The 26,198-nt window shown below is 73.0% G+C and carries 27 protein-coding genes; 8 read left to right on the forward strand and 19 right to left on the reverse strand.

Translation table 11 applies throughout. From position 1 onward, the window contains the following. On the forward strand, window positions 1–474 hold a 474-nt coding region (locus C5508_RS13050), incomplete at its 5' end, for a CAP domain-containing protein (protein ID WP_232797120.1). A 116-nt stretch (window positions 475–590) separates the two neighbouring features. Here the strand turns inward: C5508_RS13050 and C5508_RS13055 are convergent. From C5508_RS13055 to C5508_RS13070, 4 genes are read right to left on the reverse strand one after another with little or no spacing between them, the layout of a single operon-like run. After that, window positions 591–1,805, reverse strand: coding sequence for an NADP-dependent isocitrate dehydrogenase (locus C5508_RS13055; protein ID WP_104525384.1), 1,215 nt, complete (start codon window positions 1,803–1,805; stop codon window positions 591–593). Window positions 1,806–1,843: 38 nt separating this feature from the next. After that, window positions 1,844–2,797, reverse strand: coding sequence for a malate dehydrogenase (gene mdh / locus C5508_RS13060; protein WP_104525385.1), 954 nt, complete (start codon window positions 2,795–2,797; stop codon window positions 1,844–1,846). A 43-nt stretch (window positions 2,798–2,840) separates the two neighbouring features. Beyond that, the gene (locus C5508_RS13065; RefSeq protein ID WP_104525386.1) at window positions 2,841–3,140 is read right to left on the reverse strand and encodes a DUF3017 domain-containing protein; all 300 of its coding nucleotides are present in this window, start codon (window positions 3,138–3,140) and stop codon (window positions 2,841–2,843) included. A gap of 2 nt (window positions 3,141–3,142) precedes the next feature. Continuing rightward, a complete protein-coding gene (locus tag C5508_RS13070; RefSeq protein ID WP_104525387.1) occupies window positions 3,143–4,012 on the reverse strand; it encodes a bifunctional methylenetetrahydrofolate dehydrogenase/methenyltetrahydrofolate cyclohydrolase in 870 nt (289 codons plus the stop codon). Window positions 4,013–4,083: 71 nt separating this feature from the next. On the opposite strand from C5508_RS13070, the gene C5508_RS13075 reads away from it, so the two are divergent. Continuing rightward, on the forward strand, window positions 4,084–4,629 hold the full coding sequence (locus C5508_RS13075; protein WP_232797121.1) for a hypothetical protein: 546 nt from the start codon (window positions 4,084–4,086) through the stop codon (window positions 4,627–4,629). Between the two features lie 4 nt (window positions 4,630–4,633). Here C5508_RS13075 and C5508_RS13080 read toward each other — a convergent pair whose 3' ends face one another. The 7 genes from C5508_RS13080 to sucC all read right to left on the reverse strand — a co-directional run bounded on the left by C5508_RS13080 (window position 4,634) and on the right by sucC (window position 12,263). After that, a complete protein-coding gene (locus C5508_RS13080) occupies window positions 4,634–5,302 on the reverse strand; it encodes a pentapeptide repeat-containing protein (RefSeq protein WP_104525389.1) in 669 nt (222 codons plus the stop codon). 62 nt (window positions 5,303–5,364) lie between these two features. Then, a complete protein-coding gene (purH, locus tag C5508_RS13085; protein WP_104525390.1) occupies window positions 5,365–6,918 on the reverse strand; it encodes a bifunctional phosphoribosylaminoimidazolecarboxamide formyltransferase/IMP cyclohydrolase in 1,554 nt (517 codons plus the stop codon). 13 nt (window positions 6,919–6,931) lie between these two features. Next, a complete protein-coding gene (purN, locus tag C5508_RS13090; protein WP_104525391.1) occupies window positions 6,932–7,525 on the reverse strand; it encodes a phosphoribosylglycinamide formyltransferase in 594 nt (197 codons plus the stop codon). Window positions 7,526–7,535: 10 nt separating this feature from the next. Then, the gene (locus C5508_RS13095; RefSeq protein ID WP_104525392.1) at window positions 7,536–8,732 is read right to left on the reverse strand and encodes a cell division protein PerM; all 1,197 of its coding nucleotides are present in this window, start codon (window positions 8,730–8,732) and stop codon (window positions 7,536–7,538) included. 74 nt (window positions 8,733–8,806) lie between these two features. After that, entirely contained in the window at window positions 8,807–9,931 is a 1,125-nt protein-coding gene (locus tag C5508_RS19970; protein WP_198598065.1) for a hypothetical protein, read from the reverse strand. A 263-nt stretch (window positions 9,932–10,194) separates the two neighbouring features. Next, complete coding sequence (gene sucD / locus C5508_RS13105; RefSeq protein ID WP_104525393.1) at window positions 10,195–11,073, reverse strand: succinate--CoA ligase subunit alpha; 879 nt, start codon at window positions 11,071–11,073, stop codon at window positions 10,195–10,197. A 26-nt stretch (window positions 11,074–11,099) separates the two neighbouring features. Beyond that, window positions 11,100–12,263, reverse strand: a complete 1,164-nt coding sequence (gene sucC, locus C5508_RS13110; protein ID WP_104525394.1) for an ADP-forming succinate--CoA ligase subunit beta — start codon at window positions 12,261–12,263, stop codon at window positions 11,100–11,102. Between the two features lie 148 nt (window positions 12,264–12,411). Here sucC and C5508_RS13115 point away from each other — a divergent pair, with 148 nt between their 5' ends. Beyond that, window positions 12,412–14,286, forward strand: a complete 1,875-nt coding sequence (locus C5508_RS13115) for a CocE/NonD family hydrolase (RefSeq protein WP_104525395.1) — start codon at window positions 12,412–12,414, stop codon at window positions 14,284–14,286. A gap of 66 nt (window positions 14,287–14,352) precedes the next feature. Here the strand turns inward: C5508_RS13115 and C5508_RS13120 are convergent, their stop codons facing one another. Together C5508_RS13120 and C5508_RS13125 are read right to left on the reverse strand one after the other, a co-directional pair. After that, a complete protein-coding gene (locus C5508_RS13120) occupies window positions 14,353–14,760 on the reverse strand; it encodes a cobalamin B12-binding domain-containing protein (protein WP_104525396.1) in 408 nt (135 codons plus the stop codon). A 56-nt stretch (window positions 14,761–14,816) separates the two neighbouring features. Continuing rightward, complete coding sequence (locus C5508_RS13125) at window positions 14,817–15,830, reverse strand: hypothetical protein (RefSeq protein WP_232797122.1); 1,014 nt, start codon at window positions 15,828–15,830, stop codon at window positions 14,817–14,819. Between the two features lie 182 nt (window positions 15,831–16,012). Here C5508_RS13125 and C5508_RS13130 point away from each other — a divergent pair, with 182 nt between their 5' ends. Both C5508_RS13130 and C5508_RS13135 read left to right on the forward strand, forming a co-directional pair. Next, window positions 16,013–16,906 carry an esterase/lipase family protein gene (locus C5508_RS13130; protein ID WP_104525397.1) on the forward strand — a complete coding sequence of 298 codons (894 nt, stop codon included), beginning with the start codon at window positions 16,013–16,015 and terminating at the stop codon, window positions 16,904–16,906. A gap of 222 nt (window positions 16,907–17,128) precedes the next feature. Continuing rightward, complete coding sequence (locus C5508_RS13135) at window positions 17,129–17,965, forward strand: M23 family metallopeptidase (RefSeq protein ID WP_232797123.1); 837 nt, start codon at window positions 17,129–17,131, stop codon at window positions 17,963–17,965. A gap of 12 nt (window positions 17,966–17,977) precedes the next feature. Here C5508_RS13135 and C5508_RS13140 read toward each other — a convergent pair whose 3' ends face one another. After that, window positions 17,978–18,286: a hypothetical protein gene (locus C5508_RS13140; protein ID WP_232797124.1), complete on the reverse strand. Its 309-nt coding sequence runs from the start codon at window positions 18,284–18,286 to the stop codon at window positions 17,978–17,980. A gap of 1 nt (window position 18,287) precedes the next feature. Beyond that, window positions 18,288–20,588 (reverse strand): DNA helicase PcrA, encoded by a 2,301-nt coding sequence (gene pcrA / locus C5508_RS13145; RefSeq protein ID WP_104525398.1) that lies wholly within the window; start codon window positions 20,586–20,588, stop codon window positions 18,288–18,290. Window positions 20,589–20,848: 260 nt separating this feature from the next. Between pcrA and C5508_RS13150 the strand changes: the two genes are divergently transcribed. Next, complete coding sequence (locus C5508_RS13150; RefSeq protein ID WP_104525399.1) at window positions 20,849–21,136, forward strand: chorismate mutase; 288 nt, start codon at window positions 20,849–20,851, stop codon at window positions 21,134–21,136. A gap of 20 nt (window positions 21,137–21,156) precedes the next feature. Here the strand turns inward: C5508_RS13150 and C5508_RS13155 are convergent, their stop codons facing one another. Then, window positions 21,157–21,450: a hypothetical protein gene (locus C5508_RS13155; protein WP_157944088.1), complete on the reverse strand. Its 294-nt coding sequence runs from the start codon at window positions 21,448–21,450 to the stop codon at window positions 21,157–21,159. 164 nt (window positions 21,451–21,614) lie between these two features. Between C5508_RS13155 and C5508_RS13160 the strand changes: the two genes are divergently transcribed. Both C5508_RS13160 and C5508_RS13165 read left to right on the forward strand, forming a co-directional pair. Further along, a complete protein-coding gene (locus C5508_RS13160; protein ID WP_104525401.1) occupies window positions 21,615–21,986 on the forward strand; it encodes a nuclear transport factor 2 family protein in 372 nt (123 codons plus the stop codon). Continuing rightward, complete coding sequence (locus tag C5508_RS13165; protein ID WP_104525402.1) at window positions 21,983–22,717, forward strand: PIG-L deacetylase family protein; 735 nt, start codon at window positions 21,983–21,985, stop codon at window positions 22,715–22,717. The genes C5508_RS13160 and C5508_RS13165 overlap by 4 nt, the downstream gene beginning before the upstream one ends. Before the next feature lie 4 nt (window positions 22,718–22,721). Here the strand turns inward: C5508_RS13165 and C5508_RS13170 are convergent, their stop codons facing one another. The 3 genes from C5508_RS13170 to C5508_RS13180 form a co-directional block, all read right to left on the reverse strand. After that, the gene (locus tag C5508_RS13170; protein ID WP_104525403.1) at window positions 22,722–24,065 is read right to left on the reverse strand and encodes a short-chain fatty acid transporter; all 1,344 of its coding nucleotides are present in this window, start codon (window positions 24,063–24,065) and stop codon (window positions 22,722–22,724) included. Between the two features lie 97 nt (window positions 24,066–24,162). Next, window positions 24,163–24,816, reverse strand: a complete 654-nt coding sequence (locus C5508_RS13175) for a response regulator (protein ID WP_104525404.1) — start codon at window positions 24,814–24,816, stop codon at window positions 24,163–24,165. Beyond that, window positions 24,813–25,994 carry an ATP-binding protein gene (locus C5508_RS13180; RefSeq protein ID WP_232797125.1) on the reverse strand — a complete coding sequence of 394 codons (1,182 nt, stop codon included), beginning with the start codon at window positions 25,992–25,994 and terminating at the stop codon, window positions 24,813–24,815. The genes C5508_RS13175 and C5508_RS13180 overlap by 4 nt, the downstream gene beginning before the upstream one ends. Window positions 25,995–26,198: the final 204 nt, after the last annotated feature.

Here is a 26,198-nt window from a genome sequence, read left to right on the forward strand (position 1 = left end):
GGGTTCTTCTCCGCGGCCTTCGGCGCACAGCCCGCTCCCGCCGCCGCGCCCTCGACCGGTGCGAGCCCCGCCCTGGCCGCGGCCCCGGCCCCGGTCCCGGCGGACAGCTCCCGCGAGGCCGCGGTCCTCGCCCTGGTCAACCAGCAGCGCGCCGCCGCCGGCTGCGGCCCGCTCGCGGCCGACGCCGGGCTGGCGGCGGTCGCCGCGGCGCACGGCGCGGACATGCGCGACCACACCTTCTTCGACCACGTGAACCTCTCCGGGCAGGACCCCTTCGACCGCGCCCGCGCGGCCGGCCTGGCCGCCCGGGCGGAGAACATCGCCATGGGTCAGCGGGACGCCGGGGCGGTGATGGACGCCTGGATGAACAGCGCCGGGCACCGGGCGAACATCCTCGACTGCGATCTCACGAGGCTCGGGGTCGGCATCGCCGACGGCGCCGGCGGCCCCTGGTGGACCCAGCTGTTCGGCTGACCTCCCCGCGGACGCACGTCGGCCCCCTCGCCCGGAGGTGAGGGGGCCGCTGCGCCGGCCCCGTCCCGAGGCTCGCGCCGCGCGGAGCGTGGCGTGAGCAGGACGGGGTCCTTCTTTCAGGCCATGGCCTTCTGCAGGTTGGTGTCGATGGCCGCCAGGAAGTCCTGGGTGTTCAGCCACGGCTGGTCCTTGGAGATCAGCAGCGCCAGGTCCTTGGTCATCGAGCCGCCCTCGACGGTCTCGATGCAGACCCGCTCGAGGGTCTCGGCGAACCGGGTGACCTCGGGGGTGTTGTCCAGCTTGCCGCGGTGGGCCAGGCCCCGCGTCCAGGCGAAGATCGACGCGATCGGGTTGGTCGACGTCTCCTTGCCCTGCTGGTGCTGGCGGTAGTGGCGGGTCACGGTGCCGTGAGCGGCCTCGGCCTCGACCGTGCGGCCGTCCGGGGTCGCCAGCACCGAGGTCATCAGGCCCAGCGAGCCGAAGCCCTGCGCCACGGTGTCGGACTGCACGTCACCGTCGTAGTTCTTGCAGGCCCAGACGTACCCGCCCTCCCACTTGAGCGAGGCGGCGACCATGTCGTCGATCAGGCGGTGCTCGTAGGTGATGCCGGCCTCGGAGAACTTGTCGGCGAACTCCGCCTGGAAGGTCTCCTCGAAGATGTCCTTGAACCGGCCGTCGTAGGCCTTGAGGATCGTGTTCTTCGTGGACAGGTACACCGGGTACTTGCGCGCGAGACCGTAGTTCAGCGAGGCCCGCGCGAAGTCGCGGATGGAGTCGTCGAGGTTGTACATCGACAGCGAGACACCGGCGCCGGGCGCCTGGAAGACCTCGTGCTCGATGGGCTGCGAACCGTCGTCCGGGGTGAAGGTGACGGTGAGCTTGCCCGCCGACGGGAACTTGAAGTCGGTGGCGCGGTACTGGTCGCCGTAGGCGTGACGGCCGACGATGATCGGCTTGGTCCAGCCGGGCACCAGGCGCGGCACGTTCTGCATGATGATCGGCTCGCGGAAGATGACGCCGCCGAGGATGTTGCGGATCGTCCCGTTCGGGGACCGCCACATCTTCTTCAGCCCGAACTCCTCGACCCGCGCCTCGTCGGGCGTGATGGTCGCGCACTTGACGCCGACGCCGTGCTTCTTGATGGCGTTGGCGGAGTCGATCGTCACCTGGTCGTCGGTGGCGTCGCGGTGCTCGATGCCGAGGTCGTAGTACTCGAGGTTCACGTCGAGGTACGGGAGGATCAGCTGGTCCTTGATGAACTGCCAGATGATCCGGGTCATCTCGTCGCCGTCGAGCTCGACGACGGTGCCCTCGACCTTGATCTTGCTCACGTGGTTGGTTTCCCTCTCTGCAGCTCTGACCGGTCAGGTCAGAGATTGGCTACGTCGGCCTGCTTCGCGCGCACCGCTTCGGCCGCCTCGCGCAGGCCCGCCAGTTCGTCGTCGGACAGGTCGCTCTCGACGACGCGCGTCACGCCGCCTCGGCCGATCTCGGCCTCCACCCCCAGGTACACCCCGGAGATGCCGTACTCGCCGTCCACCCAGGTGCACACCGGCATCACGGCGCCGGAGTCCTCCATGACCGCACGGGCCATGCGGGCGGCAGCGGCGGACGGAGCGTAGTAGGCCGACCCGGTCTTGAGCAGCGCGACCACCTCGGCACCACCGTTCCGGGTGCGGTGGACGAGGTGCTCGATGCGGTCGGCGGGCAGCACGTCGGCCAGCGGCTTGCCGTCGACGGTGCAGCGCGAGGGCACCGGCACCATCGTCTCGCCGTGCGAACCCAGGGTCAGCGTCCGCACCGAGTCCACGGGGACGCCGAGCTCCTCGGCCACGAAGTTGGAGAAGCGCGCGGTGTCGAGCATCCCGGCCTGACCCATGACCCGCTGGTGCGGGAAACCGGTGGCGATCTGCGCCAGCGCCGTCATCTCGTCGAGCGGGTTGGACACCACGATGACGACGGCGTCGGGCGAGGTCTTCGCGATGTTCTCCGCGACCTGCCGGACGATCTTGGCGTTGGTCTCGATGAGGTCCATGCGGCTCATGCCGGGCTTGCGGGGCAGACCGGCGGTCACGACGACGACGTCGGAGTCCTCGGTGCCCTCGTACGAGCCGCCGCCGACACCGACGACCCTGGTCTCGAAGCCCTCGATGGGCCGGGACTGGTTCATGTCGAGGGCCAGGCCCTCGGGCTTGCCCTCCACGATGTCGGTGAGGACCACTGTCTCGAAGATGTCGTACTCCGCGAGGCGGAGTGCGGTGGTGGAGCCGTAGAAGCCGGCACCGACCACGGTGACCTTGCCGTTCCTGGGCTGCGCTGCCATGGCCGCCAACCTAGCCCTCACCGACTCCCCGCGCTGCCGGGGGTCACGCGCCGGGGATGGCCAGTGCGACGACGGTCAGCACCAGCCCGGCCACCGCGAGCAGGACGACGTCCACCCCCCGGCTGCGGACGGCGAGGAAGCCGACCCGCCGCACGGGCAGCAGCAGCCGGAGCAGCGCGGCGCCCACGAGTGACAGCCCGACGACCACCAGACCCAGCCGCCAGTGCTCGAAGGTGACCAGCAGCAGCCCGATCGCCACCGCCACCAGCACCGCCAGCAGCGGTGCCTGGCGGACCAGCCCGGCGAGGAACGGGCGGCGGACGTAGAGCGGCGGGCGCGTCACGATCAGGCCGACCGGCCGTCCCCGGCGGCGGCCTTCTCGGCTGCGAGGACCACGTTCTGCAGCAGCATCGCCCGCGTCATGGGGCCCACTCCCCCGGGGTTCGGCGCCACGTGCGCGGCGACGTCGACGACGCCGGGGGCGACGTCCCCGGCGATCTTCCCGTCGACCCGGCTCACCCCGACGTCGAGGACGGCGGCGCCGGGCTTCACCAGGTCGGCGGTGATCAGCCCGGGCACGCCGGCCGCGGCGACGACGACGTCGGCGGTGCGGACGTGCGCGGCCAGGTCCCGGGTCCCGGTGTGGCAGAGGGTGACCGTCGCGTTCTCCGAGCGCCGGGTGAGCAGCAGGCCCAGCGGCCGGCCGACGGTGATGCCACGGCCGACGACCACGACCTCGGCCCCGGCCAGCGGGACGTCGTAGCGGCGGAGCAGCTCCACGATGCCGAGCGGGGTGCACGGGAGCGGCCCGGGCACGCCCAGCACCAGCCGGCCGAGGTTGACCGGGTGCAGCCCATCGGCGTCCTTCGCGGGGTCCATGGCCTCCAGGACGACCGACTCGTCGATGTGCCGCGGCAGCGGGAGCTGGACGATGTAGCCGGTGCACGCCTCGTCCGCGTTGAGCTCGGCGACGACGCCGAGCACGTCCTGCTCGGTCGCATCCGCCGGGAGCTCGCGCTGGATGCTGGCGATGCCGACCTGGGCGCAGTCGGAGTGCTTGGCGTTCACGTACCAGCGGCTGCCCGGGTCGTCGCCGACCAGCAGCGTGCCCAGGCCCGGCCGGTGCCCCGCGGCGGTCAGGGCGGCCACCCGCTCGATGAGCTCGGTGCGGATCGCTGCCGCGGTTGCCTTGCCGTCGAGAGTCGTCGCGGGCACGGGGACAGTCTGCCCGAGGCGCCCCGCGGACGGCGGCACGGTCCTAGGCTCCGGGAAGGAGGTGCGCCGCGATGAGCGAACGCGATAGGGAACCCGCCACGACCGAGATGTCCTACGCGTCACCGATCGGAGGCGCCCCGCCCACCGGCGGTGCGACGGCGCCGTCCTGGTCCACCGAGCCCGTGGTGTTCCGGCGCCCGGACCCCGTCGCCGGGCTCCTGCTGCTGCTGGCCGGCGTCGCGGCGGGCGCGAGTCTGCTGCTGCGCTGGCTGGCCGACGACGACGCAACCGGCCTGGACCTGGTGCGGCGCGGCTTCTCGGGCCTGACCGACGTGGCCGACACGGGCCTGTGGCAGCCGCTGGCGATCGTGCTCGGCGGTGTCGCGCTGTTCGTGCTCGGCATGCTGATGTTCCTGCCCGCGAGGGCGCACCGGCTGTGGGGCCTGCTCGCGCTGCTGGTCAGCGCCCTGGTCGTCTGGGCCGTGCTCGTGCCGCTGATCGCGGCCGATGTCGACCTCGGTTTCTTCGACACCGGGTTCTGGTGCGCGATCGCCGTCGCCGTCCTCGGTCTGCTCGGCGCAGGGAAGGCGCTGCTCACCCGCCCCCGGACCGACTGAGGGTTCAGTCTCCGACGAGAGCGCCGTGCGCGCGGGTGACGTGCACCGCCTGCGCCAGGTCCAGCCGCACGCCGGTGAGGTCGAACGCCCGCCAGTTGATCTCGTCGGTCGACGCCCCGCGCAGGTCCGAACCGCGCAGCTTGGTGCCCTGCAGCCGCGCGCGGTCCAGGGCGGCGCCGGTGAGGTCGCACTCGCGCAGGTCGGCGTCGGTCAGGTCGGCGTCCCTGAACCGCTGCCGCGAGAGGTCCAGCCCTGACAGGTCGACCCCGCGCAGCGAGGTGAAGCTCCAGTCGCACTCCGTCGCGGCCATGGGGCGCAGGTGCGCCCCAGGGAAGTGCGACCCGGTCAGCTTGCAGCCGTCCCAGGTGACGTCGATGAGCCGGGCACGGTCGAACCGGCACGACAGGAACGCCGAGCCCAGGTGCCGGGCGCCGGCCATGCGCACACCGGTGAGCACGCAGTTCTCGAAAACGCAGCGCCGGGTGACCAGCTCCTCGAGGCCGGCGTCGTCGAACCGGCACCGGACGAACGTGACGCCGTCGAGCTCGGCCCCCCACCAGTCCACGCGGGCGAAGTCCTCCCCCTCGACCTCGGTGCCCGCCTCGGGCGGACCGACGTGCGGGCGCGGTCCCGTGTAGGGGCCCGACGTGAGCTTGCGAACGTGGGGGGACACGGGCGGAAGGACCCCGTCCCCCTCACCCTTCGCAGGCTCAGGGCGAGCCTCTGGACGGGGCCTCAATGGGCGAAGTGGCGGGTGCCGGTGAGGTAGAGCGACGCGCCCGCGGCGGCCGCGGCGGCGACGACCTCGTCGTCCCGCACCGATCCGCCGGGCTGGACGACGGCGCGCACACCGGCGTCGAGCAGCACCTGCAGGCCGTCGGCGAACGGGAAGAAGGCGTCGGAGGCGGCGACCGAGCCGGCGGCCCGCTCCCCGGCCCGGGCGACGGCCAGCCGCGCGGAGTCGACCCGGTTGACCTGGCCCATGCCCACGCCGACCGTGGCCCGGTCGTGGGCGAGCAGGATCGCGTTGCTCTTGACCGCGCGCACCGCCCGCCAGGCGAACACCAGGTCGTCCAGGCCCGCCGCGTCCAGCGGCTCACCGGTGGCGAGCGTCCAGGTGGTGGGGTCGTCGCCCTCGGCGTCGATGCGGTCGACGGACTGCATGAGCAGACCGCCGCCGATGGGCCGGATCTCGGCGCCACCGGTGGGTGCGTGCGGCAGCCGGAGCAGCCGCACGTTCTTCTTCGCGGTCAGCACCCGCAGTGCGTCGTCGGTGAACGACGGCGCGACGACGACCTCGGTGAACACCTCCGACACCTGCTCGGCCATGGTGAGGTCGACCTCGCGGTTGGCCGCGATCACCCCGCCGAACGCCGACAGCGGGTCGCAGGCGTGCGCCTTGCGGTGGGCGGCCGCGATGTCCGCGCCCACGGCGATCCCGCAGGGGTTGGCGTGCTTGATGATCGCGACGCAGGCCTCGTCGTGGTCGTGCGCGGCCCGCCAGGCGGCGTCGGTGTCGATGTAGTTGTTGTAGGACATGGCCTTGCCGTGCAGCTGCTCGGCGTGGGCCAGACCCGGCTTCGCCCCGCCCCGGTAGAGCGCGGCCTGCTGGTGCGGGTTCTCCCCGTAGCGCAGCACGTCGGCGCGCTCCCAGGTGGCGCCGACCCACTCCGGGAAGTCGGTCTGCTCGTCGGGGGCGAGCACGCTGCCCATCCAGGAGGCGACGGCGATGTCGTAGCTCGCCGTGTGCCGGAAGGCGGCGGCCGCCAGCTTCTGCCGCCCGGCGAGGGTGAACCCGCCGGCGGACACCGCGGCCAGGACGTCGTCGTAGTGGGCCGGGTCCACGACGACGGCGACCGAGGGGTGGTTCTTGGCCGCGGCCCGCACCATCGCGGGGCCGCCGATGTCGATCTGCTCGACGCACTCGTCCGGCGAGGCGCCCGACGCGACGGTCTCGGTGAACGGGTAGAGGTTGACCACGACGAGGTCGAAGGCGGCGATGCCGAGCTCGTCGAGCTGCGCCACGTGCTCGGGCTTGCGGCGGTCGGCCAGGATCCCGGCGTGGACGGCCGGGTGCAGCGTCTTCACCCGGCCGTCGAGGCACTCGGGGAAGCCGGTGACCTGCTCCACCGGCGTCACGGGCACGCCGGCGTCGGCGATGCGGCGGGCTGTCGCCCCGGTGCTGACCAGCTCGACGCCGGCGGCGGCCAGACCGCGCGCCAGTTCCTCGATCCCGGTCTTGTCGTAGACGCCCAGCAGGGCACGGCGGATGGGGGTGCGGTCGCTCATGTCGGGTTCTTCCTCATCCGTTCCGGGTGACGAACGCCGCCACCGTCTCCACCAGGAGCTCGCGCTCCACGTGCTTGATCCGTTCGTGCAGCGAGGCCTCGTCGTCGCCGGGCAGGACCGGCACCTCGCGCTGCGCCAGCACCGGCCCGGTGTCGACGCCCGCGTCGACGAGGTGCACCGTCGAGCCGGTCACGCCCGCGCCGGCCTGCAGAGCATCCCGCACGGCGTGCGCGCCGGGGAACAGCGGCAGCAGCGCCGGGTGGGTGTTGATCAGGCGGCCCTCGAAACGGGCGAGCACCGCCGGCCCGACGATCTTCATGAAGCCGGCCGAGACCACCAGGTCCGGCTCGAAGGCGGCGATCCGCTCGGCCAGCGCCCGGTCCCAGGCCGCCCGGTCGGAGCGCTCCCCGAGCGTGCACACGAACGTGGGCAGGCCCCGGCGGCGGGCGTGCTCGAGCCCCGGGGCGTCGCGGTCGGCGCCCACGGCGACGACCGTGGCCGGGTAGCGGGGGTCGTCGGTGGCGTCGAGCAGCGCGGCGCACAGCGATCCGGTGCCCGAGATCAGGACGACGACGCGTGCCCGCTGGGCAGGCTCGTCGGCGGGCACGGTGCCGACCCTATAAGGCCCGCCAGCGGGCGACAGCCGCGGCCACGGCGGCGGCGATCGCGCTCTGCGCGGCCACGGCGATGCCGGTGGCCACCGGCGGGGCGCCGACCACGGCCAGCGCGCCGTTGCCGAGCGCGCCGCCCCCGACCCACACCAGCAGCCCCACGACGACGCCGAGCAGCGCGCCGGTCAGGACCCCGGCGAGGCCGGCACTGACCGAGCCGCCGTCGGTGTCGCCGAACCAGCGGCCGACCGTCATGCCCGCCACGAGGCCCGCGAGGACCGGGATCAGCTGGGAGACGAACGCGACGAGCGGTACCGCCTGGGTGTCGGGGAGCGCGGCGAGCATGGGCAGGGCCGGCACCGAGCCGAGCGTCACCCCGTGCACCGACACCAGGGTGCCGGTGCCGATGGAGAAGCCGGGACCGGCGGCGAGGCCGAGGACGGCGAGCGAGGCGTTGGGCAGCAGCAGGGCGCTCAGGCCGACCAGGCCGACCGCGCCGGCCGCCGCTCCCCCGAGGGAACCCGCCACGGCCGCGTACCCGGACGTGTCGCTGGCCAGCGCGATCGCCACCACGCACGAGGCCAGGGCAAGCGCGGTGAACAGCCCGGCCAGCACTCCGCGCAGGACGGGCCGCAGCACGACGGGAAGGCGGTCGAGGCTCTCGTCGAGGAGACCGGATTCCCGTCCCGCGCCCCAGCCGACGGCCAGCACGGCGAGGACCAGCGGCCCGAGAGCCGTGCGCAGCCAGCCGACGCCCACGCCGTCCCCACCGGCGAGCAGCGCGACCAGCAGGGTCAGGCCCACGTGCAGCCCGACCACTCCCGCGGCTGCCCGGACGACCCGCCCGGTGTCGGCCTCGTCGTCGTCCCGTGCACGGACGGCGACCCGACCGGCCCAGGACAGGGCCCGGGCCAGCAGCAGGGTGAGCAGCAGGGGCGCGAGCACCAGCGGGCCCGAGGGAAGGGTCAGCTCCGAGCCCTGGGCCAGCAGCCACAGCCGGGAGGCGAGGACCACCGCGGCTCCGGTGGACATCCCTCCGGCCGGATCCAGGGTCTGGACGACGACGAGCGCGAGCCCCAGCCCGATCAGCCCGACGACGGTGACGGCCGACGCGGCGGCGACGGCGAGGAGGGCCGACGGGGCCGGCCGCGCGACCTCGCCGTCGTCCCGCCGGAAGGGCAGGCGTGCGAGCAGTGCGACCACGACCCCACTCTCCCAAGCCGCCCGGGGGGATGTCCGGCGCACGCGCCGGGCACCCCGTCCCGAACCGGCCCGGATCAGGTGTCCGTGCGGGGGTGCTCACCCTCCGTGCCGGGATTAGGTCCTGAGGGACGGGGAGCCCCCTCCTCCGATGGCGGCGGCGTGCCCGGGCTCGGCGGCGCCGACAGCCACGGCGCGGTCCCCTGCAGGCCGGCCGGGGGCTGCGGCGCCGGGTACGGATAGGGCTGCTGCCCGTACGGCCCGCCCTGCCCGTACGGCCCGCCCTGACCGCTCGGTCGAGCGGGCCGCTCCCGCATGTCGCGGCGGAGGGCGAGGGCGGCGAGCACGGTGATGGCCACGGCCGCGAGGAGACCGAGCAGCGCCCAGAACGAGAAGGTGTAACGAAGGGTGTCCATCCAGGCGAAGAGGGTGAGGACGAGCCCGAGCGAGGCCAGTCCCACGGTCAACCCCGCGCGCGGGAAGGTCACCGTCGCCTTGACGACGCCCGGCAGCACCGCCCACACGGCGGCCAGCAGGAACAGCACGAACGCCGAGACGACCCTGCCGTCCTCGAGGCCGCTGAAGGTGACGCCGAAGCTGTCGTCACCGAAGCGCCACCAGGGCAGGAAGCCGAGCAGCAGGAAGAGCCCCGTCGCCCCGGCGAGGGCCCAGTCGAGGGGGCGCACCCGGGAGAGGTCGACCGAGAACTCCGCTCCCCCGCCCGGTCGGCGGAGATAAGGGTTCGGCGCACCGTAGGGGGGCTGCTGGTACTGCGGCCCGGGCGGGCCGTAGTAGGGCTGCCCGTACTGGGGCTGCCCGTAGTGGGGCTGGTGCCCGTACTGGGGCGGCTGCCCGTACTGGGGAGGGTGCCCGTAGGGCTGTCCGTAAGAGGGCGGCTGCCCGTAGGAGGGTGCCTGCCCGTACTGCGGCTGGCCGTACTGCGGCTGCGCCTGGCCAGGTTGCCCGTACGGCGGCTGCCCGTAGTACGGCTGCCCCGCCTGCGGTGCGCCGTAGTAGGGCTGGCCGGGGTGCTGCTGCCCGTACTGCGACGGGTCCTGCTGCTGCCCGTGGTGCTGCTGGTCGTGAGGCTGCCCGGCACCACCGGCTGCCGAGGACCCGTGCGCCTCAGGCCGCTGCGGGGACTGCCCCCCGGGCGGAGGCTGCCCGCCCTCGGGCGGGTGCGGGGGCTGGCTGGCGGTCACAGGCTCTCCTCCGAAACGGTCCGGGTCCCGATGATCGTGACGGCGGCCGCTGCACTGCCGCAACGGCAGCGCAGCGGCGCGTCGACGACCCGGGTCCGGAACAGCGCTGCCCGGCACCCGTGACGGGGTGCCGGGCAGCAGGTGACGTGCTGGAAAGGCCACCCTCCAGGGTCCCGCACCGGTCATGCGAGGCGTGGGGGGAAGGAGGAAGGACCGCCTGCCCCCCACCGCTCGCACGCTCGCGTCGGGGCCCTGCCGCGGGCCTAGGCGCCGACGATCTCCCGCATGAGCTTCGCCGTCTCCGAGGGGGTCTTGCCCACCCGGACGCCGGCGGCCTCGAGGGCCTCCTGCTTGGCCTGGGCGGTGCCGGCGGAGCCCGACACGATCGCGCCGGCGTGGCCCATCGTCTTGCCCTCGGGGGCGGTGAAGCCCGCGACGTAGCCGACGACCGGCTTGGTCACGTTGGCCTTGATGAAGTCGGCGGCACGCTCCTCGGCGTCGCCGCCGATCTCACCGATCATCACGATGGCCTCCGTCTCCGGGTCGTCCTGGAAGGCCTGGAGGGCGTCGATGTGCGTGGTACCGATGACCGGGTCGCCGCCGATGCCGATCGCGGTGGAGAAACCGATGTCCCGGAGCTCGTACATCATCTGGTACGTCAGCGTGCCCGACTTCGACACCAGGCCGATCTTGCCCTGCTTGGTGATGTTGGCCGGGATGATGCCGGCGTTGCTGCGCCCGGGGCTGATCAGGCCGGGGCAGTTCGGGCCGATGATGCGGGTCGAGCCGCCCTGGGCGTGGGCCCAGAAGTAGGTCGAGTCGTGCACCGGGATGCCCTCGGTGATGACCACGGCCAGCCCGATCTGGGCGTCCACGGCCTCGAGGACGGCGGCCTTGGCGAACGGCGGCGGCACGAAGATGACGCTGACGTCGGCGCCGGTCTCCTTCATGGCGTCGGCGACCGAGCCGAACACCGGGACGCTGGTGCCGTCGAAGTCGACGCTGGTGCCGGCCTTGCGGGGGTTCACGCCACCGACGATGGCCGTGCCGGAGGCGAGCATGCGCGACGTGTGCTTGCTGCCCTCCGAGCCGGTCATGCCCTGGACGATGACCTTGCTGTTCTCGTTGAGGAAGATCGACATCTCTACAGGTCCTGTTCGCTAGGGCTTCAGGCGGCGGCGAGCTCGGCGGCCCGGCGCGCGGCGCCGTCCATCGTGTCGACCACGGTCACGAGCGGGTGGTTGGCCTCGGCGAGGATGCGCCGACCCTCGTCCACGTTGTTGCCGTCGAGGCGGACCACCAGCGGCTTGGTGGCCTGGTCCCCCAGCTGCTGCAGGGCCGCAACGATGCCGTTGGCGACGGCGTCGCAGGCGGTGATCCCACCGAAGACGTTGACGAAGACGCTCTTCACGGCCGGGTCGGAGAGGATGATCCCCAGGCCGTTGGCCATGACCTCGGCGGAGGCGCCACCGCCGATGTCGAGGAAGTTGGCCGGCTTGACGCCACCGAACTCCTCACCGGCGTACGCGACGACGTCGAGGGTGCTCATGACCAGGCCGGCACCGTTGCCGATGATCCCGACCGAGCCCTCGAGCTTGACGTAGTTGAGGTCCTTCTCCTTGGCCGCGGCCTCGAGCGGGTCGGCGGCGGCGGCGTCCTCGAGCGCGGCGTGCTCGGTGTGCCGGAAGCCTGCGTTCTCGTCGAGGGTCACCTTGGCGTCGAGCGCCAGGACGGTGCCGTCCGGGGCCTTGGCCAGCGGGTTGACCTCGACCAGGGTGGCGTCCTCCTTGGAGAAGACGTCCCACAGCTGGACGGCGATGGCGATGACCTGGTCGCGGACCTCGGGGGCGAACCCGGCGGCGTCGACGATCTCGGCGGCCTTGGCGGAGTCCACGCCGACGCTGGCGTCGACCGGGATGCGGGCGAGTGCCTCGGGCCGCTCGACGGCGAGCTGCTCGATCTCCATGCCGCCCTCGACGCTGGCCATGGCCAGGAAGGTCCGGTTGGAGCGGTCGAGCAGGTAGGAGAAGTAGTACTCCTCGGCGATGTCGCTGGCCTGGGCCACCATCACGCGGTGCGTGATGTGCCCCTTGATGTCCAGCCCCAGGATGTCCTGGGCGCGCGCCTTGGCGTCCTCGGGGTTGTCGGCGAGCTTGACGCCACCGGCCTTGCCGCGGCCGCCGACCTTCACCTGCGCCTTGACGACGACGGTCTGCCCGATCTCGCGGGCGATCGCCTCCGCCTGCTCAGGGGTCTCGGCGACGCCGCCGGGGAGCACGGGGACGCCGTGCGAGGCCAACAGGTCACGGGCCTGGTACTCGAAGAGATCCACGAACAGGCACCGTAGACCGCCCGTAACCACAGCGCTGCCCCGGGCGTTGTAGAGATGGGTCCTGGGTGGGGTGCATCACAGCCCTCCTCGCCCGTTGGCAGCAGAAACGGTGCCGGCCCGCTGCGTGTCCCCGATCCGAGGAGCTCCCGTGCGCCGAGCCGCGACCGTCCTGTTGTCCTCCGCGCTGGCCGCCGGAGGTCTGGTGACGCTGGCGCCGATGGCAACCGCGACGCAGCCCACCGTTCGCGATCTGACGATCACGGTGACCGGCCTGGGGCCCGAGAAGCGGACGTGCCAGATCGACGCCGATCTCTACCTGCCGGCCGGTGCCAGCAAGCACAGGCCGGTCCCCGCGCTGCTCACCACCAACGGCTTCGGCGGCACCAAGGACGACCAGGCCGACTTCGCGCTCGGCTTCGGCGACCACGGATACGCCGCGCTGGCCTACACCGGCCTCGGGTTCGTCGACGACGACCTCTGCCCGATCACCCTCGACGACGTCGAGCACGACGGTGCGGCGGCGAGCCAGCTGCTGCGCTTCCTCGGCGGTGATCCCTCGATCTCGGCCGTGGACGACGCGACCGGTCTGCCGGTGCACGTCGACCAGGTGGTCCGGGAGGACGCGCGCACGGGCGTCCGGTACGACCCGCAGGTGGGCATGATCGGCGGCTCCTACGGCGGCCAGATCCAGTTCGCGACGGCGGGCTTCGAGAAGGCGGCACGCACCAACCGGCTGGACGCGATCATCCCGCAGATCACCTGGAACGACCTCTCCTACTCGCTGGCTCCGGAGAACAGCAGCCTGCCCAGGGGCACCGCACGCAGCGGCTCGGTGAGCGCGGCGGGCACCGGCGTCTTCAAGTACCAGTGGGCGGCGCTGTTCACCACGCTCGGCGTCGTGAACGGCGCCCAGGACCTCCGCGCGCTCGCCGACCCGGCGACGTCCCAGGCCTTCTTCACGCAGGCCTCGCAGGCCGAGAACTGCGGGAACTTCGAGCCCGAGGTGTGCACCGCGCTCGCCGAGGTCGCCACGGTGGGCTACCCGAGCAGCGACTCCATCGCGTACCTGCGGTCGAACTCCGTGGCCAGCTACATCAGGGACGTGCGCGTGCCCACGCTGCTGGGCCAGGGGCAGGCCGACACGCTGTTCAACCTGCAGGAGTCGGTGGCCACGTACACCGCCCTCAAGCGGCAGGGGACGCCGGTCTCCCTGGTGTGGCAGTCCTGGGGCCACAGCGACTCCTCCCCGCAGCCGGGTGAGCTGGACGAGCGGCACCCGGCGCGCTCGCTGCAGGGCAAGGCGGCGCTGGCCTGGTTCGACCACTACGTGCGCGACCGCGGCCCCCGGCCGCCCCAGGGGTTCAGCTACTACCGCGACTGGGTCCACGAGGCGACCGGCAACATCGCCAAGGCCTACGCCGTCGCCCCCTCCTACCCCGTGGGCGCGGAGCAGACCTTCCACCTGTCCGGCCCCGCCAAGCCGGGGACCGACGGGGCCCTGGTGACCGACCGCGCACGCGTGGTCCCCGGCACGAGCACCTTCAGCGCCCTGGCACCCATCGGGCCGAACTACACCGAGACGTCGGCCCTCGACCAGACGCAGCCGGTCACCGATCCGTCCGGGACGGCGATCCGCTTCGCCACGGCGCCTCTGAGCGCGCCGCTGGACGTCGTCGGCTCACCCCGGCTGACCGTGCAGCTCACCTCCTCCGCCCTGGCCACGCAGGCAGCCGGCCCGGCCGGGCAGCTGGTCGCGTACGCGAAGGTGTACGACATCGCCCCGGACGGGACGACGATCGAGCTGCCCAACCGGCTCATCTCGCCGGTGCGGGTCACCGACGTCACCCGGCCCGTGACCATCGAGCTGCCGGGGATCGTGCACCGCTTCGGCAAGGACCACCGGCTCGCGGTCGTCCTGGCCGGCGGCGACCTCGCTTACCGGGGATCGACGCTGCCCCAGGAGACGATCCTGACCACGGGTCGCCACACGGTGCAGCAGCTGACCGTCCCCGTGGTGCGCTGAGGGAACGGCCGCCCTCCAGGGGCCCGCACCGAGCCTGCGAGGCGGAGGGCGACGGGTGGTCCTTCTTCAGGCGCCGGCGGGCGCTCCCACGTGGGTGCGCACCCAGTCGACGATGTCGGTGGTCGTGGCCCCCGGGGTGAACACACCGGCGACGCCGAGGCGCTGGAGCTCCGGCACGTCCTCCTCCGGGATGATCCCGCCGCCGAAGACGACGACGTCGTCGATCCCCCGCTCGCGCATGAGCTCGGCCAGCCGCGCGAAGAGGGTCATGTGCGCGCCGGAGAGCACCGACAGGCCGACGGCGTCGGCGTCCTCCTGCACCACGGTCTCGACGATCTGCTCGGGCGTCTGGTGGAGGCCGGTGTAGACGACCTCCATACCGGCGTCACGCAGGGCGCGCGCGACCACCTTGGCGCCGCGGTCGTGCCCGTCGAGGCCCGGCTTGGCGATGACCACCCGGATGCGTTCGTCCACGGGTCGGAGCTTATGGCCGCCGGCGCCGCGGGCGGTACCGGTTCCGCCCGAACTGGTCAGGCCGACCGGCGGACCCGCCAGGCTGTGGCGGTGAGGGCCGTGAACGCCAGCCCCAGCACGACGAGCCCGATACCGGGCACGGTCCACTCCAGCTCCTCGGACGAGGCGGCGTCCTGGAGGCCGGAGAGACCGGCCGCGAGCACCGCGACGGCGATTGCGAGCAGCCCGCCGACCACGGCCAGGCGCGGCCGCAGCGAGGGAGCGACGACCGCGCAGAGGAGCAGCGCCCCGGCGAGCAGCAGGCCGCCCAGCAGGGCCAGGCCGGGTCGCTCGAGCAGCGCCTGCGGACCTTCCTGCGTCACGACGGTCTGGATGCCGGTCGCCGGGTCGGTGCGCAGCTCGTCGGGGACGTCGGCGGCCGGGACGGTCAGGCAGATCACCGTGGCCACCCCCAGCAGCACCGCCGTGCCCGCGAGCAGCGACCGGACGGCGTCGAGCGCGCCGCGGTCCTCCATCACGGTGCGGCCCCACGCGACCATGCCGGCGAGTCCGGCGAGGACGGTGAGCACCAGCGCGGCGATCCCCAGGACCCAGCCGGCGCGCACCTCGATGCCGCTGGTCAGGACCACCTCGCCGGCCAGCACCTCCACGCCGGGGCGGGACGTCGAGCTGAGCCCCCGGTAGATCTCGATGAGCAGCTGCCCGACGGCCAGTGCCGCCGCGACCCCCGCGAAGGCCAGCCCGAACTTCGGGACCGCCCGCCGCAGCAGCGTCGTCCCGACGCCGATCTGCACGGCGGGGACGAGCAGGGCCACCAGCGCGCTGCCCAGGCCGTGCACCTGGCGGAGTTCCTGCCCGTCGACGGTCAGGTAGGGGGCGACGGCGCCGGCGAGGCCGGCCAGGCCCGCCAGCACCAGGAGGACGCCGACCCCCCGGACCAACGGCGGGACGGTGCCCACGAGGAGGCGGTCGCCGGTCTCGTCCGGGGCGACCGGCTTCATCCCTCCCGCGTTCCGGCGGTCGGTGACTCGGGCGCGGTCGGTCCCGGTACGGGCGTCGCGGGCGGGCACGGTCTCCCCCTCAGCTGGCTGGTCACGAACGGGCCACGATCGGCCGGGATCCGGCGTCCCCGGTGTGACGCCCGCCACAACCAGGCGTTACGGTCGCGGAAACGGAGCACAGCACCTGCACCGCCACCGGCGGACGGCCCGAGCCCACGCTCCGCCGAGGTGCCGACGGGGAGGAGCGGGCGATGCGGCCATCGGTCGATCCGGCCTCCGGTCCAGAGTCGCACACGCGGCAGCGCTCCGAGGGTGCGCCACGGGGGCTGCGCGGACTCTGCTCCCCGACCACCCTGACCGGCGGGCTGACCGAGCTCGCCTGGGTCGGCGCCCACGTCCTCATGTACCCGCTGGGTACCCGGATGGAGGCTCTGCGGCCGGACCCGCGTCGGCGCACAGGCGAGCAGCCGCCCGCCGTCCGGGCCCTGTTCTCCGCCGACCCGCTGGCCGCCCGCATCCCGGTTCTGCTGGTGCACGGCCTCGTCGACAACCGGTCGGTCTTCGCCGTCATGCGCCGGAACCTGCGCCGTCGCGGGTTCGCGCACGTGTGCTCGTGGAACTACAGCCCCTTCCTGACCGACGTCGCCCAGGCCGCCATTGACCTCGGTCGGCAGATCGACCTCGTCTGCGAGCAGACCGGGCACGACCGGGTGCACGTCGTCGGCCACAGCCTCGGGGGCCTGATCGCGCGCTACCACGTCCAGCGACAGGGCGGTGACCGGCACGTCGACTCGCTGGTCACCCTCGGCACCCCGCACCAGGGGTCGTTGCTGGCCCACGTGCTGCCCACCCCGCTGGTCCGCCAGCTGCGCCCGGGCTCCCCCGTGCTGCGCGAGCTCGAGGAGCCGGCGCCGGGCGTCCGCACGCAGATCACCGCGGTCTACAGCGACCTGGACCAGATGGTGCTCCCGACCCGGTCCGGCCGGTGCGACCACCCTGACCTCGACGCTCGCAACCTCCTGTTCCGCGGCGTGGGGCACATGTCGCTGCCGATCCACCGCGGCGTGCTGGACGAGGTGGCCGCCACCCTGGCCGGCCACCACCGGAGGACGCGTCCCCGCCGGCACATCGCCGCCGTCGCCTGACGACGCGCACCTCCTGCCCCACGAGTCGACTCGTCGACTTCACGACTCGTGCACATCACGACACGCAGCGTTCGGTACTTGGACCGCTCCTGACGCATCGTTACGGTTCGATCACGGCGCCGGTGGATTCCGGCGACACCATCAGGGTGTCCATGCCGTCGTCGCTCCCCCGACGAACGCCACCCGCGCGCTCGCCGGATACGCAGTCCGGAAAGGTTCGCCGTGTCTCTCAGCAGTGCACAGGTGCTGGAGCGACCGGCGACCGACGCCGTCGAGAAGCAGCCCTCATCCGTGGCGAAGGCCCTCGCCGCCCGGCGCGCGTCGCGGACCGAGACTGCGCCCGCGGACGCCGACGCTCCCGCCGCCTCCGGGAAGACCGCCCTGCTGGGACGACTCCTCGGAGGACGCCGCCTTCCCCACCCGCCGGGCCGCCGGGCCCCGATGTGGTTCGCCGCCCTGGTCGCCGGCGCGCTCGTCGCCTACGTTCCGGCGGCGCTGAGCGAGGCCCCCGAGGTGTCGGCCACGGCGTCGGACTACGGCCTGGGTGAGAGCACCGAGGTGAGCTTCGCCGGCGGGCTCGAGGGTGCCGATGCGCGCCGCGGGATCTCCGAGGCCGAGGCCCAGGCCCGCCTCAACGAGCTGGCCGCCTCCCGCGCCGCCCGCCAGCCCAAGACCGCGCTGCCCGTCCGCGGCACCCTGACCACCTGCTTCTGCATGCGTTGGGGCTCGATGCACTACGGCCTGGACCTGGCCGCACCGCTGGGCACGCCGATCGTGGCCGCCACCGACGGCGTCGTCGTCCGGGCCGGCCGCGCGTCGGGCTACGGCAACGCCGTCTACATCCAGGACGCGGACGGCAACGTCCACATCTACGGCCACATGCGCTACTACAGCGTCAGCGAGGGCGATCTCGTCACGGCCGGCGACCAGATCGCGAAGGTCGGCAACGAGGGGCAGTCCACCGGCCCGCACCTGCACTACGAGATCCACCGCGGCGGCATGGACGGCCGGCCCACCGACCCCGCGAAGTACCTCGCCGAGCGCGGCGTCAGCGTCTGAGGCCGGACCGGCTCACACGTCGGCCAGGGGCGCCACGACGCGCTGGGTGACCGTGACCCCGTCGAGCAGTGCCCGGTGGCCGGCGCGCTCGGGATCGGCCAGGTATCCCCGGTAGGCGCCGTCGGAGGGGAACGCCAGGACGTGCACCTCCGTGGTCGCGTCCGGCGACCGGAGCCGGCGCTCCAACCGGCCGCCGTACCGAACGAGCAGCGGCAGCACGTGGTCCTCGTAGCGGGCGAAGGCGGCGACGCCGTCCGCGGGCACGTCGACGACCACGACCACGACCACGACCACGGCCGTGCCGCCGTCCTCCCCGGCCACGTCAGAGCTTGACGAGCGGGGCGTATCGGAGGACCAAGCGCTTGGTGCCGCCCGAGCCGAAGTCCACCGTCGCCTGCGCCTTGTCGCCCACGCCGGTCACCTCCACGACGGTGCCGAGACCGAAGGCGTCGTGGCTCACCCGGTCGCCGACCTCCACCGAGATCACCTGGCGGTTCCCCACGCCGCCGCGCAGGCCACCGGTCGACAACCCGGTGGCCGCCACGCGCGTCTGCGCCGACCGGTAACCCGTCGAGGGGGCCGGCGTCGGGTCGAGCCGCTCCCAGTGGATCGTCTCGGCCGGGATCTCGTCGAGGAACCGGGACGGCGGGTTGTAGGCCGGCTGGCCCCAGCTGGTCCGCACCGTCGCCCGGGAGATGAACAGCCGCTGCCGGGCCCGGGTGATGCCCACGTAGGCCAGCCGGCGCTCCTCCTCCAGCTCCCGTGGGTCGCCGAGCGCGCGCAGGTGCGGGAAGACGCCGTCCTCCATGCCGGAGAGGAAGACGACCGGGAACTCCAGGCCCTTGGCGGTGTGCAGCGTCATCATCGTCACCACGCCGGCGTCGTCCCCGGTCACCGGGATCTGGTCGGCGTCGGCCACCAGGGAGACCTGCTCGAGGAAGTCGGTGACGGTGCCGCCGGGGTTGGCCGCCTCGAACTCCGCGGCCACCGAGATGAGCTCGTTGAGGTTGTCGACGCGGCCCTCGTCCTGCGGGTCGGTGCTGGCCTGCAGCTCGGCGAGGTAGCCGGTGCGGTCCAGGATGCTCTCCAGCAGCGCGGCCGGGCCGGAGCCGGTCTCGACCAGCTGCTCGAACTCCTCCAGCAGCGCGACGAACTCCTGCAGGGCCTTCAGCGAGCGGGTGGCCAGGGTGCCGATCTCGCCGCACCGCCGCAGCGCCGACCCGAATGCGATGCGCTCCCGGTCGGCGAAGGCCTCGATGCAGGACTCGGCCTTGTCCCCGATGCCCCGCTTGGGCACGTTGATGATCCGGCGCAGGCTGACGACGTCGGCCGGGTTGGCCACCAGCTTCAGGTAGGCCAGCGCGTCGCGGACCTCCTTGCGCTCGTAGAACCGGACGCCGCCGACGACCTTGTAGGGCATGCCGACGCGGATGAAGACTTCTTCGAACACGCGTGAGGCGTTGTTCGTCCGGTAGAAGACCGCGATGTCCTTGGGCTGGGCCTTGCCCTCGTCGACCAGGGCGTCGATCTGCTCGGCGACCCAGGCGGCCTCGTCGTGCTCGTTGTCCGCGACGTAGCCCTCGATCAGCTCGCCGTCGCCCGAGTCGGTCCACAGGTTCTTGGGCCGGCGGGCGGTGTTCTTGGAGATCACCGTGTTCGCGGCCTTGAGGATCCGCTGGGTGGACCGGTAGTTCTGCTCCAGCAGGATCGTGGTGGCCTGCGGGTAGTCGCGCTCGAACTCGTCGATGTTGCGGATCGTCGCGCCCCGGAAGGCGTAGATCGACTGGTCGGCGTCGCCGACGACGCACAGCTCGGCCTGCGGCACCGGGCCGTCACCGGGGCCCGTCAGCTCCTTGACCAGCATGTACTGCGCGTGGTTGGTGTCCTGGTACTCGTCGACCAGGACGTGCCGGAACCGGCGGCGGTAGTGCTCGGCGACGTCGGGGAACGCCTGCAGCAGGTTCACCGTCGTCATGATCAGGTCGTCGAAGTCCATCGCGTGCGCCTCGCGCAGGCGACGCTGGTAGAGCGTGTACGCCTCCTTGAGCACCTTCTCCGGCGCCGTCTGGGGGCTGAACGACTCCTCGTCGACGAGCTCGTTCTTGAGGTTGGACACCTGGTTGGACAGGCTGCGACCGGGAAAGCGCTTGGCGTCGAGGTCGAGGTCGCGGGCGACCATCGTCATCAGCCGGATCGAGTCGCCCTGGTCATAGATCGTGAACGACGACTTCATGCCCAGCTTGACCGCCTCGGCCCGCAGGATGCGTACGCACATCGAGTGGAACGTCGACACCCACATCGAGCGGGCGCGCGGGCCGACGAGCGCCGCGACGCGGTCCTTCATCTCCCCGGCGGCCTTGTTGGTGAAGGTGATCGCCAGGATCTCGCCGGGCTGCACGCCGCGGGCGCCCAGCAGGTAGGCGATCCGGTGGGTGAGGACCCGGGTCTTGCCCGACCCCGCGCCGGCCACGATGAGCAGCGGCCCGCCCTCGTGGACGACGGCGTCGCGCTGCGGCCCATTGAGGCCGGCGAGCATCCGGTCCAGCTCCCGCCCGAGCGAGCCGGGGGCGGAACGCTGGAGGGCGGCGGTACCGGGGAGGGACTGCTGGATGCTGCTGCTCATGACGGAGCCACTGTAGGCCTGACGGGTGACAGCGCCCGGCCGCGCACCACCCGCCCCACCGTTCCCGCGGTGGTCCGTCGGACGGGTCCTGTGGCAGACTCCGATCCGTGCTCGCCAGCCTCAGCTTTTACTACGGCCACCGGGATCCGGTGTCCGTCACCGCTGGCTGAGCACACGCCGCAACAGACGCCCCGGGCCCGAGGAGCCCGGGGCGTTTCTCGTTCTCGGGGGCCTCGGGCCGGCCGACCGAAGGACCCCCCATGAACAGCCTCCCCGCCCTCGCACCCGTCGCCGTCACCGGCACCGACGTGGAGCGCATCGGCGAACTGCGCACCGAGATCGACGCGTGCGACGCCGAGATCATCGAGCTGGTGCAGCGCCGCCTGGCCGTCTCCCGGGAGATCGGCGCTCTGCGGAAGGCCAGCGGCGGCACGCGGCTGAACCTCGCCCGGGAGCGGCAGGTCCTCTCCCGCTTCCGCGAGGCGCTCGGCACCGACGGCGCGACGCTGGGCATGCTGCTGCTGCGCCTGGGCCGCGGAACGCTCTAGGCCCAGCAGCCGCGGCGGGTCTAGGGGCCGCTGCGCCAGACCTGCGAGTCCTCGTCGTCCATCGCGGCCACCTCGAACACCCGGCCCGGGCAGACCTCGTTCGCCTCGTCGGCCAGCTCCTTGCCGAGGGCCAGGGCGGAGTCGAGGTCCGCGGCCTCGCACTCGGTCGCGATGCGCAGCACGGCCCGGTCCGGCTCCCGCCAGACCCGCAGCTCGGGGTCGCCGGGGCGCAGCGCGCCGCGCAGGCGGTCGATCGCGTCGTCGTCCAGCGGCGTCGAGGAGCGCAGGGCGACGGAGAGGGTGAACGAGGGCACGCGCCGAGTCTGCGCGACCGCGCCGGCAGCGGCTGCACCGGCCCGTGTCACATCCGCGCCGGCCGCGTCGTCTCCCTGGGTGCACCCGTCCCGAGGAGAGGAACCGACCATGACCCGCATCCCGCTCGACCCCGTGACGGCGATGGGACATCACCCCCGCCTCCTTGTCACCTATCACCGAACGCTTCCTGGCCGCCTGCGCCGGTGGCGACGTCGAGGCGTTGCTCGCGGCGCTGTCCCCCGGTGCCGTGCTGATCAGCGACGGCGGCGGCAAGGCGAAGGCGGCGCTGCGGCCGGTCACCGGCGCGGACGAGGTGGCCCGGTTCGCGATCGGCATCGCCGCGCAGGGCATGGCCCTGCCCGATCTGCGGATCGAGATCACCGATCTCAACGGCTCGCCGGCCGTGGTGGCGTGGGCGGCGGACGAGCCCCTGATGACGATGACCCTGGCGGTCGCCGAGGGGGCCGTCGAACAGGTGCTCGTCGTCCGGAACCCGGACAAGCTCGCGGGTCTCTCCGTAGGCTCGCGCGGGTGACCGCACCGTTCCCACAGCGCCCCGCCGAGTCCGTGGAGCGCGCGCTCTGCGTGCTCGCCCATCCCGACGACGTCGACTTCGGCTCCGCCGGCACGGTGGCGACCTGGACCGCGGCCGGGACCGAGGTCACGTACTGCATCGTGACCGACGGCGACGCCGGCGGCTTCGACGAGACGCCGCGCGAGCAGATGGGCCCGCTGCGGCAGGCCGAGCAGCGGGCGGCGGCGGCCGAGGTCGGCGTCACCGACGTCCGGTTCCTGGGCTACCCCGACGGCCGGCTCGAGCTGACCCTCGACCTGCGCCGCGACATCAGCCGGGTCATCCGCCAGGTCCGGCCCCAGCGGGTGCTGACCAGCTCCCCGGAGCGCTGGTGGGACCGGATCGGCGCCAGCCATCCCGACCACATGACCGTCGGCGAGTCGACCCTCCGGGCGGTCTACCCCGATGCCCGCAACCCGTTCGCCTTCCCCGAGCTCCTCGCCGACGAAGGACTGGAGGCGTGGACGGTGTCGGAGGTGTGGCTCGGCGCGAGCCCCCGTGCCGACCACGCCGTCGACGTGACCGACATGGTGGAGCGCAAGCTGGCGGCGCTGCGCCGCCACGTCACGCAGGTCAACCACATGGAGGACCTCGACGGCTTCGTGACCGCCTGGATGCGACAGAACGGTCGGCAGCACGGGCTGGCGGCCGACCGGCTGGCCGAGGTCTTCCAGGTGGTGCACACCGGCTGACCGCTCACCCGGCGCCGAGGACAAGCATCGTCCCGCCGAACACGATCCCGGTGATCAGGCAGGTGATCGCCGTGAAACCGAAGATGTCGCGGACGCCGAGTCCGGCCACGGCCAGCATCGGCAGGGCCCAGAACGGCTGGATCATGTTCGTCCACTGGTCGCCGTAGGCGATCGCCATGGTGATGACGGCCGGATCGACACCCAGGGAGTCGGCGGCATCGAGGAAGATCGGCGCCTGGACGGCGAACTGGCCGCCGCCGCTGGGCACGAACAAGTTCAGCAGGCCCGCGGAGAGGAACGCGAGCAGCCCCAGGTTCGCCGGGCTGGCGATGTCGGTGAACCAGCCGCTCAGCTGCGCCGCCAGACCGGAGGCGGTCATCATCCCGATGATCCCGGCGTACAGCGGGTACTGGAGCAGCACCTCCCCGACCGTCCGCACCGCTCCGCCGACGAGCTCGGCCAGCTCCGCCGGGTTGCGCACGATCAGCAGGATCGCGGCGAGGAAGCTCCAGTTGACGATGTCGAGGGTGAGGTTGAAGCCCTCCTGCGCGAAGTAGACACCCAGGTAGACCAGCAGCGCGGCTCCAGGCACCGTCGTCACCAGGCGAGAGGCCTCCATGCGCTCGGCTGGCGTGCCCGGCGTCATCGGTACGACGGCGTCCTCCTCCTCCCCCATCCGCTCCGGCAGCTCGACGATCCGGTCGGTCCCCTTCGGTGCCATGAGGACGACGGTCGCGAGGATGGCGGCAATCGCGACGACGATCGCGATCAGGTTCCACGGCGAGTAGACGGTCTCGCTGATCGGGATGGTCCGGCCGATCGCCTCCTCGACGAAGCTGCCGGGTGTGGCGGCGGCGAGCGGACCGGTGGCGCTGTAGCCCATGTGCCACACGGCGAAGCCGGAGTAGGCACTGGCGACCAGGAGCGGGTAGTGCAGCGTCGTGCCCCGGCGGCGGGCGGCGCGGCCCACCTCGAGGGCGATGACCCCACCGACGACCAGGCCCAGTCCGAAGCTGATCAGGGACGCGATCGCGGAGACGAACGCGACGAACGCGTACGCCGCCCGCGGGCTCTTGGGCACGTCGGCGATGCGTGTCAGGCCCGCCTTGACCGGCCGGGTGAGGGCCAGCGTGTAGCCGAGCAGCAGCACGAGGGCGACCTGCGTCATGAAAGCCAGCAGTCCGGCCAGCCCGTCACCCCAGGCGCGCACCAGCTCCACCGGGCCGATGTCGCCGAAGAGCAGCGCGAGGACGGCCACGATGACGGTCAGCACCACCGCGAAGACGAACGCCCCCGGCAGGTACCTCTCCACGCCGGCGACCAGCGGGCGCGACAGGGTGCGCAGCATGCCGCTTCCTCTCCTCCGTGCTCGCCCTCGACGAGCAGCTATGACCTGAGCCACATACTTATCGGAGGCGAGGCCGAGGGGCCAGTCGTCCGGCCGCTCAGAGCAGGCGGTTGGTGGCCGCCCACCGGGTGAGCTCGTTGCGGTTGGACAGCTGGAGCTTGCGCAGCACGTTCGAGGCGTGCGACTCCACCGTCTTGACCGAGATGAACAGCCTGGACCCGATCTCGCGGTAGGTGTAGCCACGCGCCAGCAGCTGCATCACCTCGCGCTCGCGCGCGCTGAGCAGGTCCAGACCGGGATCGGTCGCCTCCTCCGCGGGCGCGGGCGCGGCGGGCCCGGCGGAGAAGGCGTCGAGCACGAACCCGGCCAGCCGCGGGCTGAACACGACGTCACCCTCGGCCACCCGGCGCAGCGCGTCGAGCAGGTCCGGCCCCGAGATCGTCTTGGTGACGTACCCGCGTGCGCCGGCCCGGATGACGGCGATGACGTCCTCGGCGGCGTCGGACACCGACAGCGCCAGCCACCGCACCTCGGGCAGCTCACCCCGCAGAGTCTCGAGAACCGTGCGGCCGTCACCCCCGGGCAGGTGCACGTCGAGCAGGACGACGTCGGGCCGCGTCGCACGGATCCCCTCCACCGCGGTCGGGACGTCGGCGGCCTCACCGACGACGTCGACGGCGTCGCCGAGCTCGGCGCGCACCCCCGCCCGCACCATCGCGTGGTCGTCCACCAGGAAGACCCGGACCGTCATGAGACACCTCTCGGCAGGACGAGTTCGACCTCGGTGCCTTCCCCGGCGGCCGAGCGGACTTGCGTGGTGGCCCCTAGGCGGGCGAGCCGGCCGTGCACCGAGTCGCGCAGCCCACGCCGGTCGTCGGGGACGGTGGCCGGGTCGAAGCCCTTGCCGCGGTCGCGGACGAAGACCGACACCTGCTGCGCCGTCACCTCGGTGTAGAGGTCGGCGGAGTCCACCCCGGAGTGCTTGGCCGCGTTGACCAGCGCCTCCTTCGTGGCGGCACCCAGGGCGGCCAGCGCCTCGTCGACCGGGGCGTCCCCGACGACGACGGGATCCACGGTGAACGCGTGGTCGGCCTCGACCTCGGCGACCATGCCCGCCACCACCCCGGCCCAGGTGCCGCCCTCGCGCACGGCGGCGGGGTCGTAGAGCCACGCGCGCAGCTCGCGCTCCTGGCTGCGGGCCAGCCGGCTGACCGCCTGCGGCTCCTCGGCGTTGCGCTGGATCAGGGCCAGGGTCTGCAGCACGGAGTCGTGCAGGTGGGCGGCGACGGCGGCGCGCTCCTCCGACCGGATGCGCGCGGCGCGCTCCTCGGCCCGCGAGTCGAGCAGCCGGCGCCACAGCGGCGCCGTCGCCAGCACCAGGCCGGTGAGGATCACGAGGGTGGCGGCGAAGCCGTTGCGCGCGTTGGCCAGCTGCCCCGTCGTGGCCAGCAGGATGACCAGGCCGCCACCGGCGAGGGCGACGCCACCGGCCAGTGCCCAGCGCACACCGCGGACGGCGAGCGTCCGGTCGGTGTCCAGCTGCCGCCAGATGACGGCAAGACCGGCGCCCACCAGCAGCAGCGGCACGACGACGTCGCTGCTGGTCCACGTCGTCAGCTCGGCGAGGAGGGAGACCACCACCAGGCCGAGCACGACCACGATCCCCCACTGCCAGGCGCCGGCGGGGCGCCACGCGGCGGAGCTGGGCGCGGGGTCCTCACCCGGGGCGGCCACCGGCATGCTCAGCCAGAGCAAGGCGTAGGCGATCGCGCCGATGCCAGTCGGGGCGAGCAGTGCGAAGGCCACGCGCACCACCGTCGGGTCCTGGCGCAGGTGTGCCGCCGTGCCCGCGGCCACGCCGGAGATGACCCGTCCGGAGCGCGGGCGCGCCAGCGGCGGCCGGGCCGGCGCGGCGGGAGGGCTGGTCACGGTGTCGATCGTCGCACCGCCGTGCGGCCCGCCGACACCGGTGATCACCCCGGAAGAGGAACCAGGGTCGGTTCGGGGGGTTCCCTGATGGTCACCGGGTGCCGACGTCGGCACGCTTGCTGCCATGACCTCCGCATCCCCTCCCCCTCCGACGGTGGAGCCGCCCGCCTGGCAGCACCCGCCACCTTGCGCTTATAAACATCT

It is taken from the genome of Blastococcus atacamensis (genome assembly GCF_002938425.1).
Taxonomy (GTDB): Bacteria; Actinomycetota; Actinomycetes; order Mycobacteriales; family Geodermatophilaceae; genus Blastococcus; species Blastococcus atacamensis.

Excerpts from the sequence above, each read along its gene's own strand:
- C5508_RS13075 (WP_232797121.1), top strand. The coding sequence starts at position 4,084 with ATGAGCGAACGCGATAGGGAACCCGCCACGACCGAGATGTCCTACGCG.
- purH (WP_104525390.1), bottom strand. The coding sequence starts at position 6,918 with ATGAGCGACCGCACCCCCATCCGCCGTGCCCTGCTGGGCGTCTACGAC.
- C5508_RS13170 (WP_104525403.1), bottom strand. The coding sequence starts at position 24,065 with ATGCTGCGCACCCTGTCGCGCCCGCTGGTCGCCGGCGTGGAGAGGTAC.
- pcrA (WP_104525398.1), bottom strand. The coding sequence starts at position 20,588 with ATGAGCAGCAGCATCCAGCAGTCCCTCCCCGGTACCGCCGCCCTCCAG.
- sucD (WP_104525393.1), bottom strand. The coding sequence starts at position 11,073 with ATGTCGATCTTCCTCAACGAGAACAGCAAGGTCATCGTCCAGGGCATG.
- C5508_RS13175 (WP_104525404.1), bottom strand. The coding sequence starts at position 24,816 with ATGACGGTCCGGGTCTTCCTGGTGGACGACCACGCGATGGTGCGGGCG.
- mdh (WP_104525385.1), bottom strand. The coding sequence starts at position 2,797 with ATGGCAGCGCAGCCCAGGAACGGCAAGGTCACCGTGGTCGGTGCCGGC.
- C5508_RS13150 (WP_104525399.1), top strand. The coding sequence starts at position 20,849 with ATGAACAGCCTCCCCGCCCTCGCACCCGTCGCCGTCACCGGCACCGAC.
- C5508_RS13130 (WP_104525397.1), top strand. The coding sequence starts at position 16,013 with ATGCGGCCATCGGTCGATCCGGCCTCCGGTCCAGAGTCGCACACGCGG.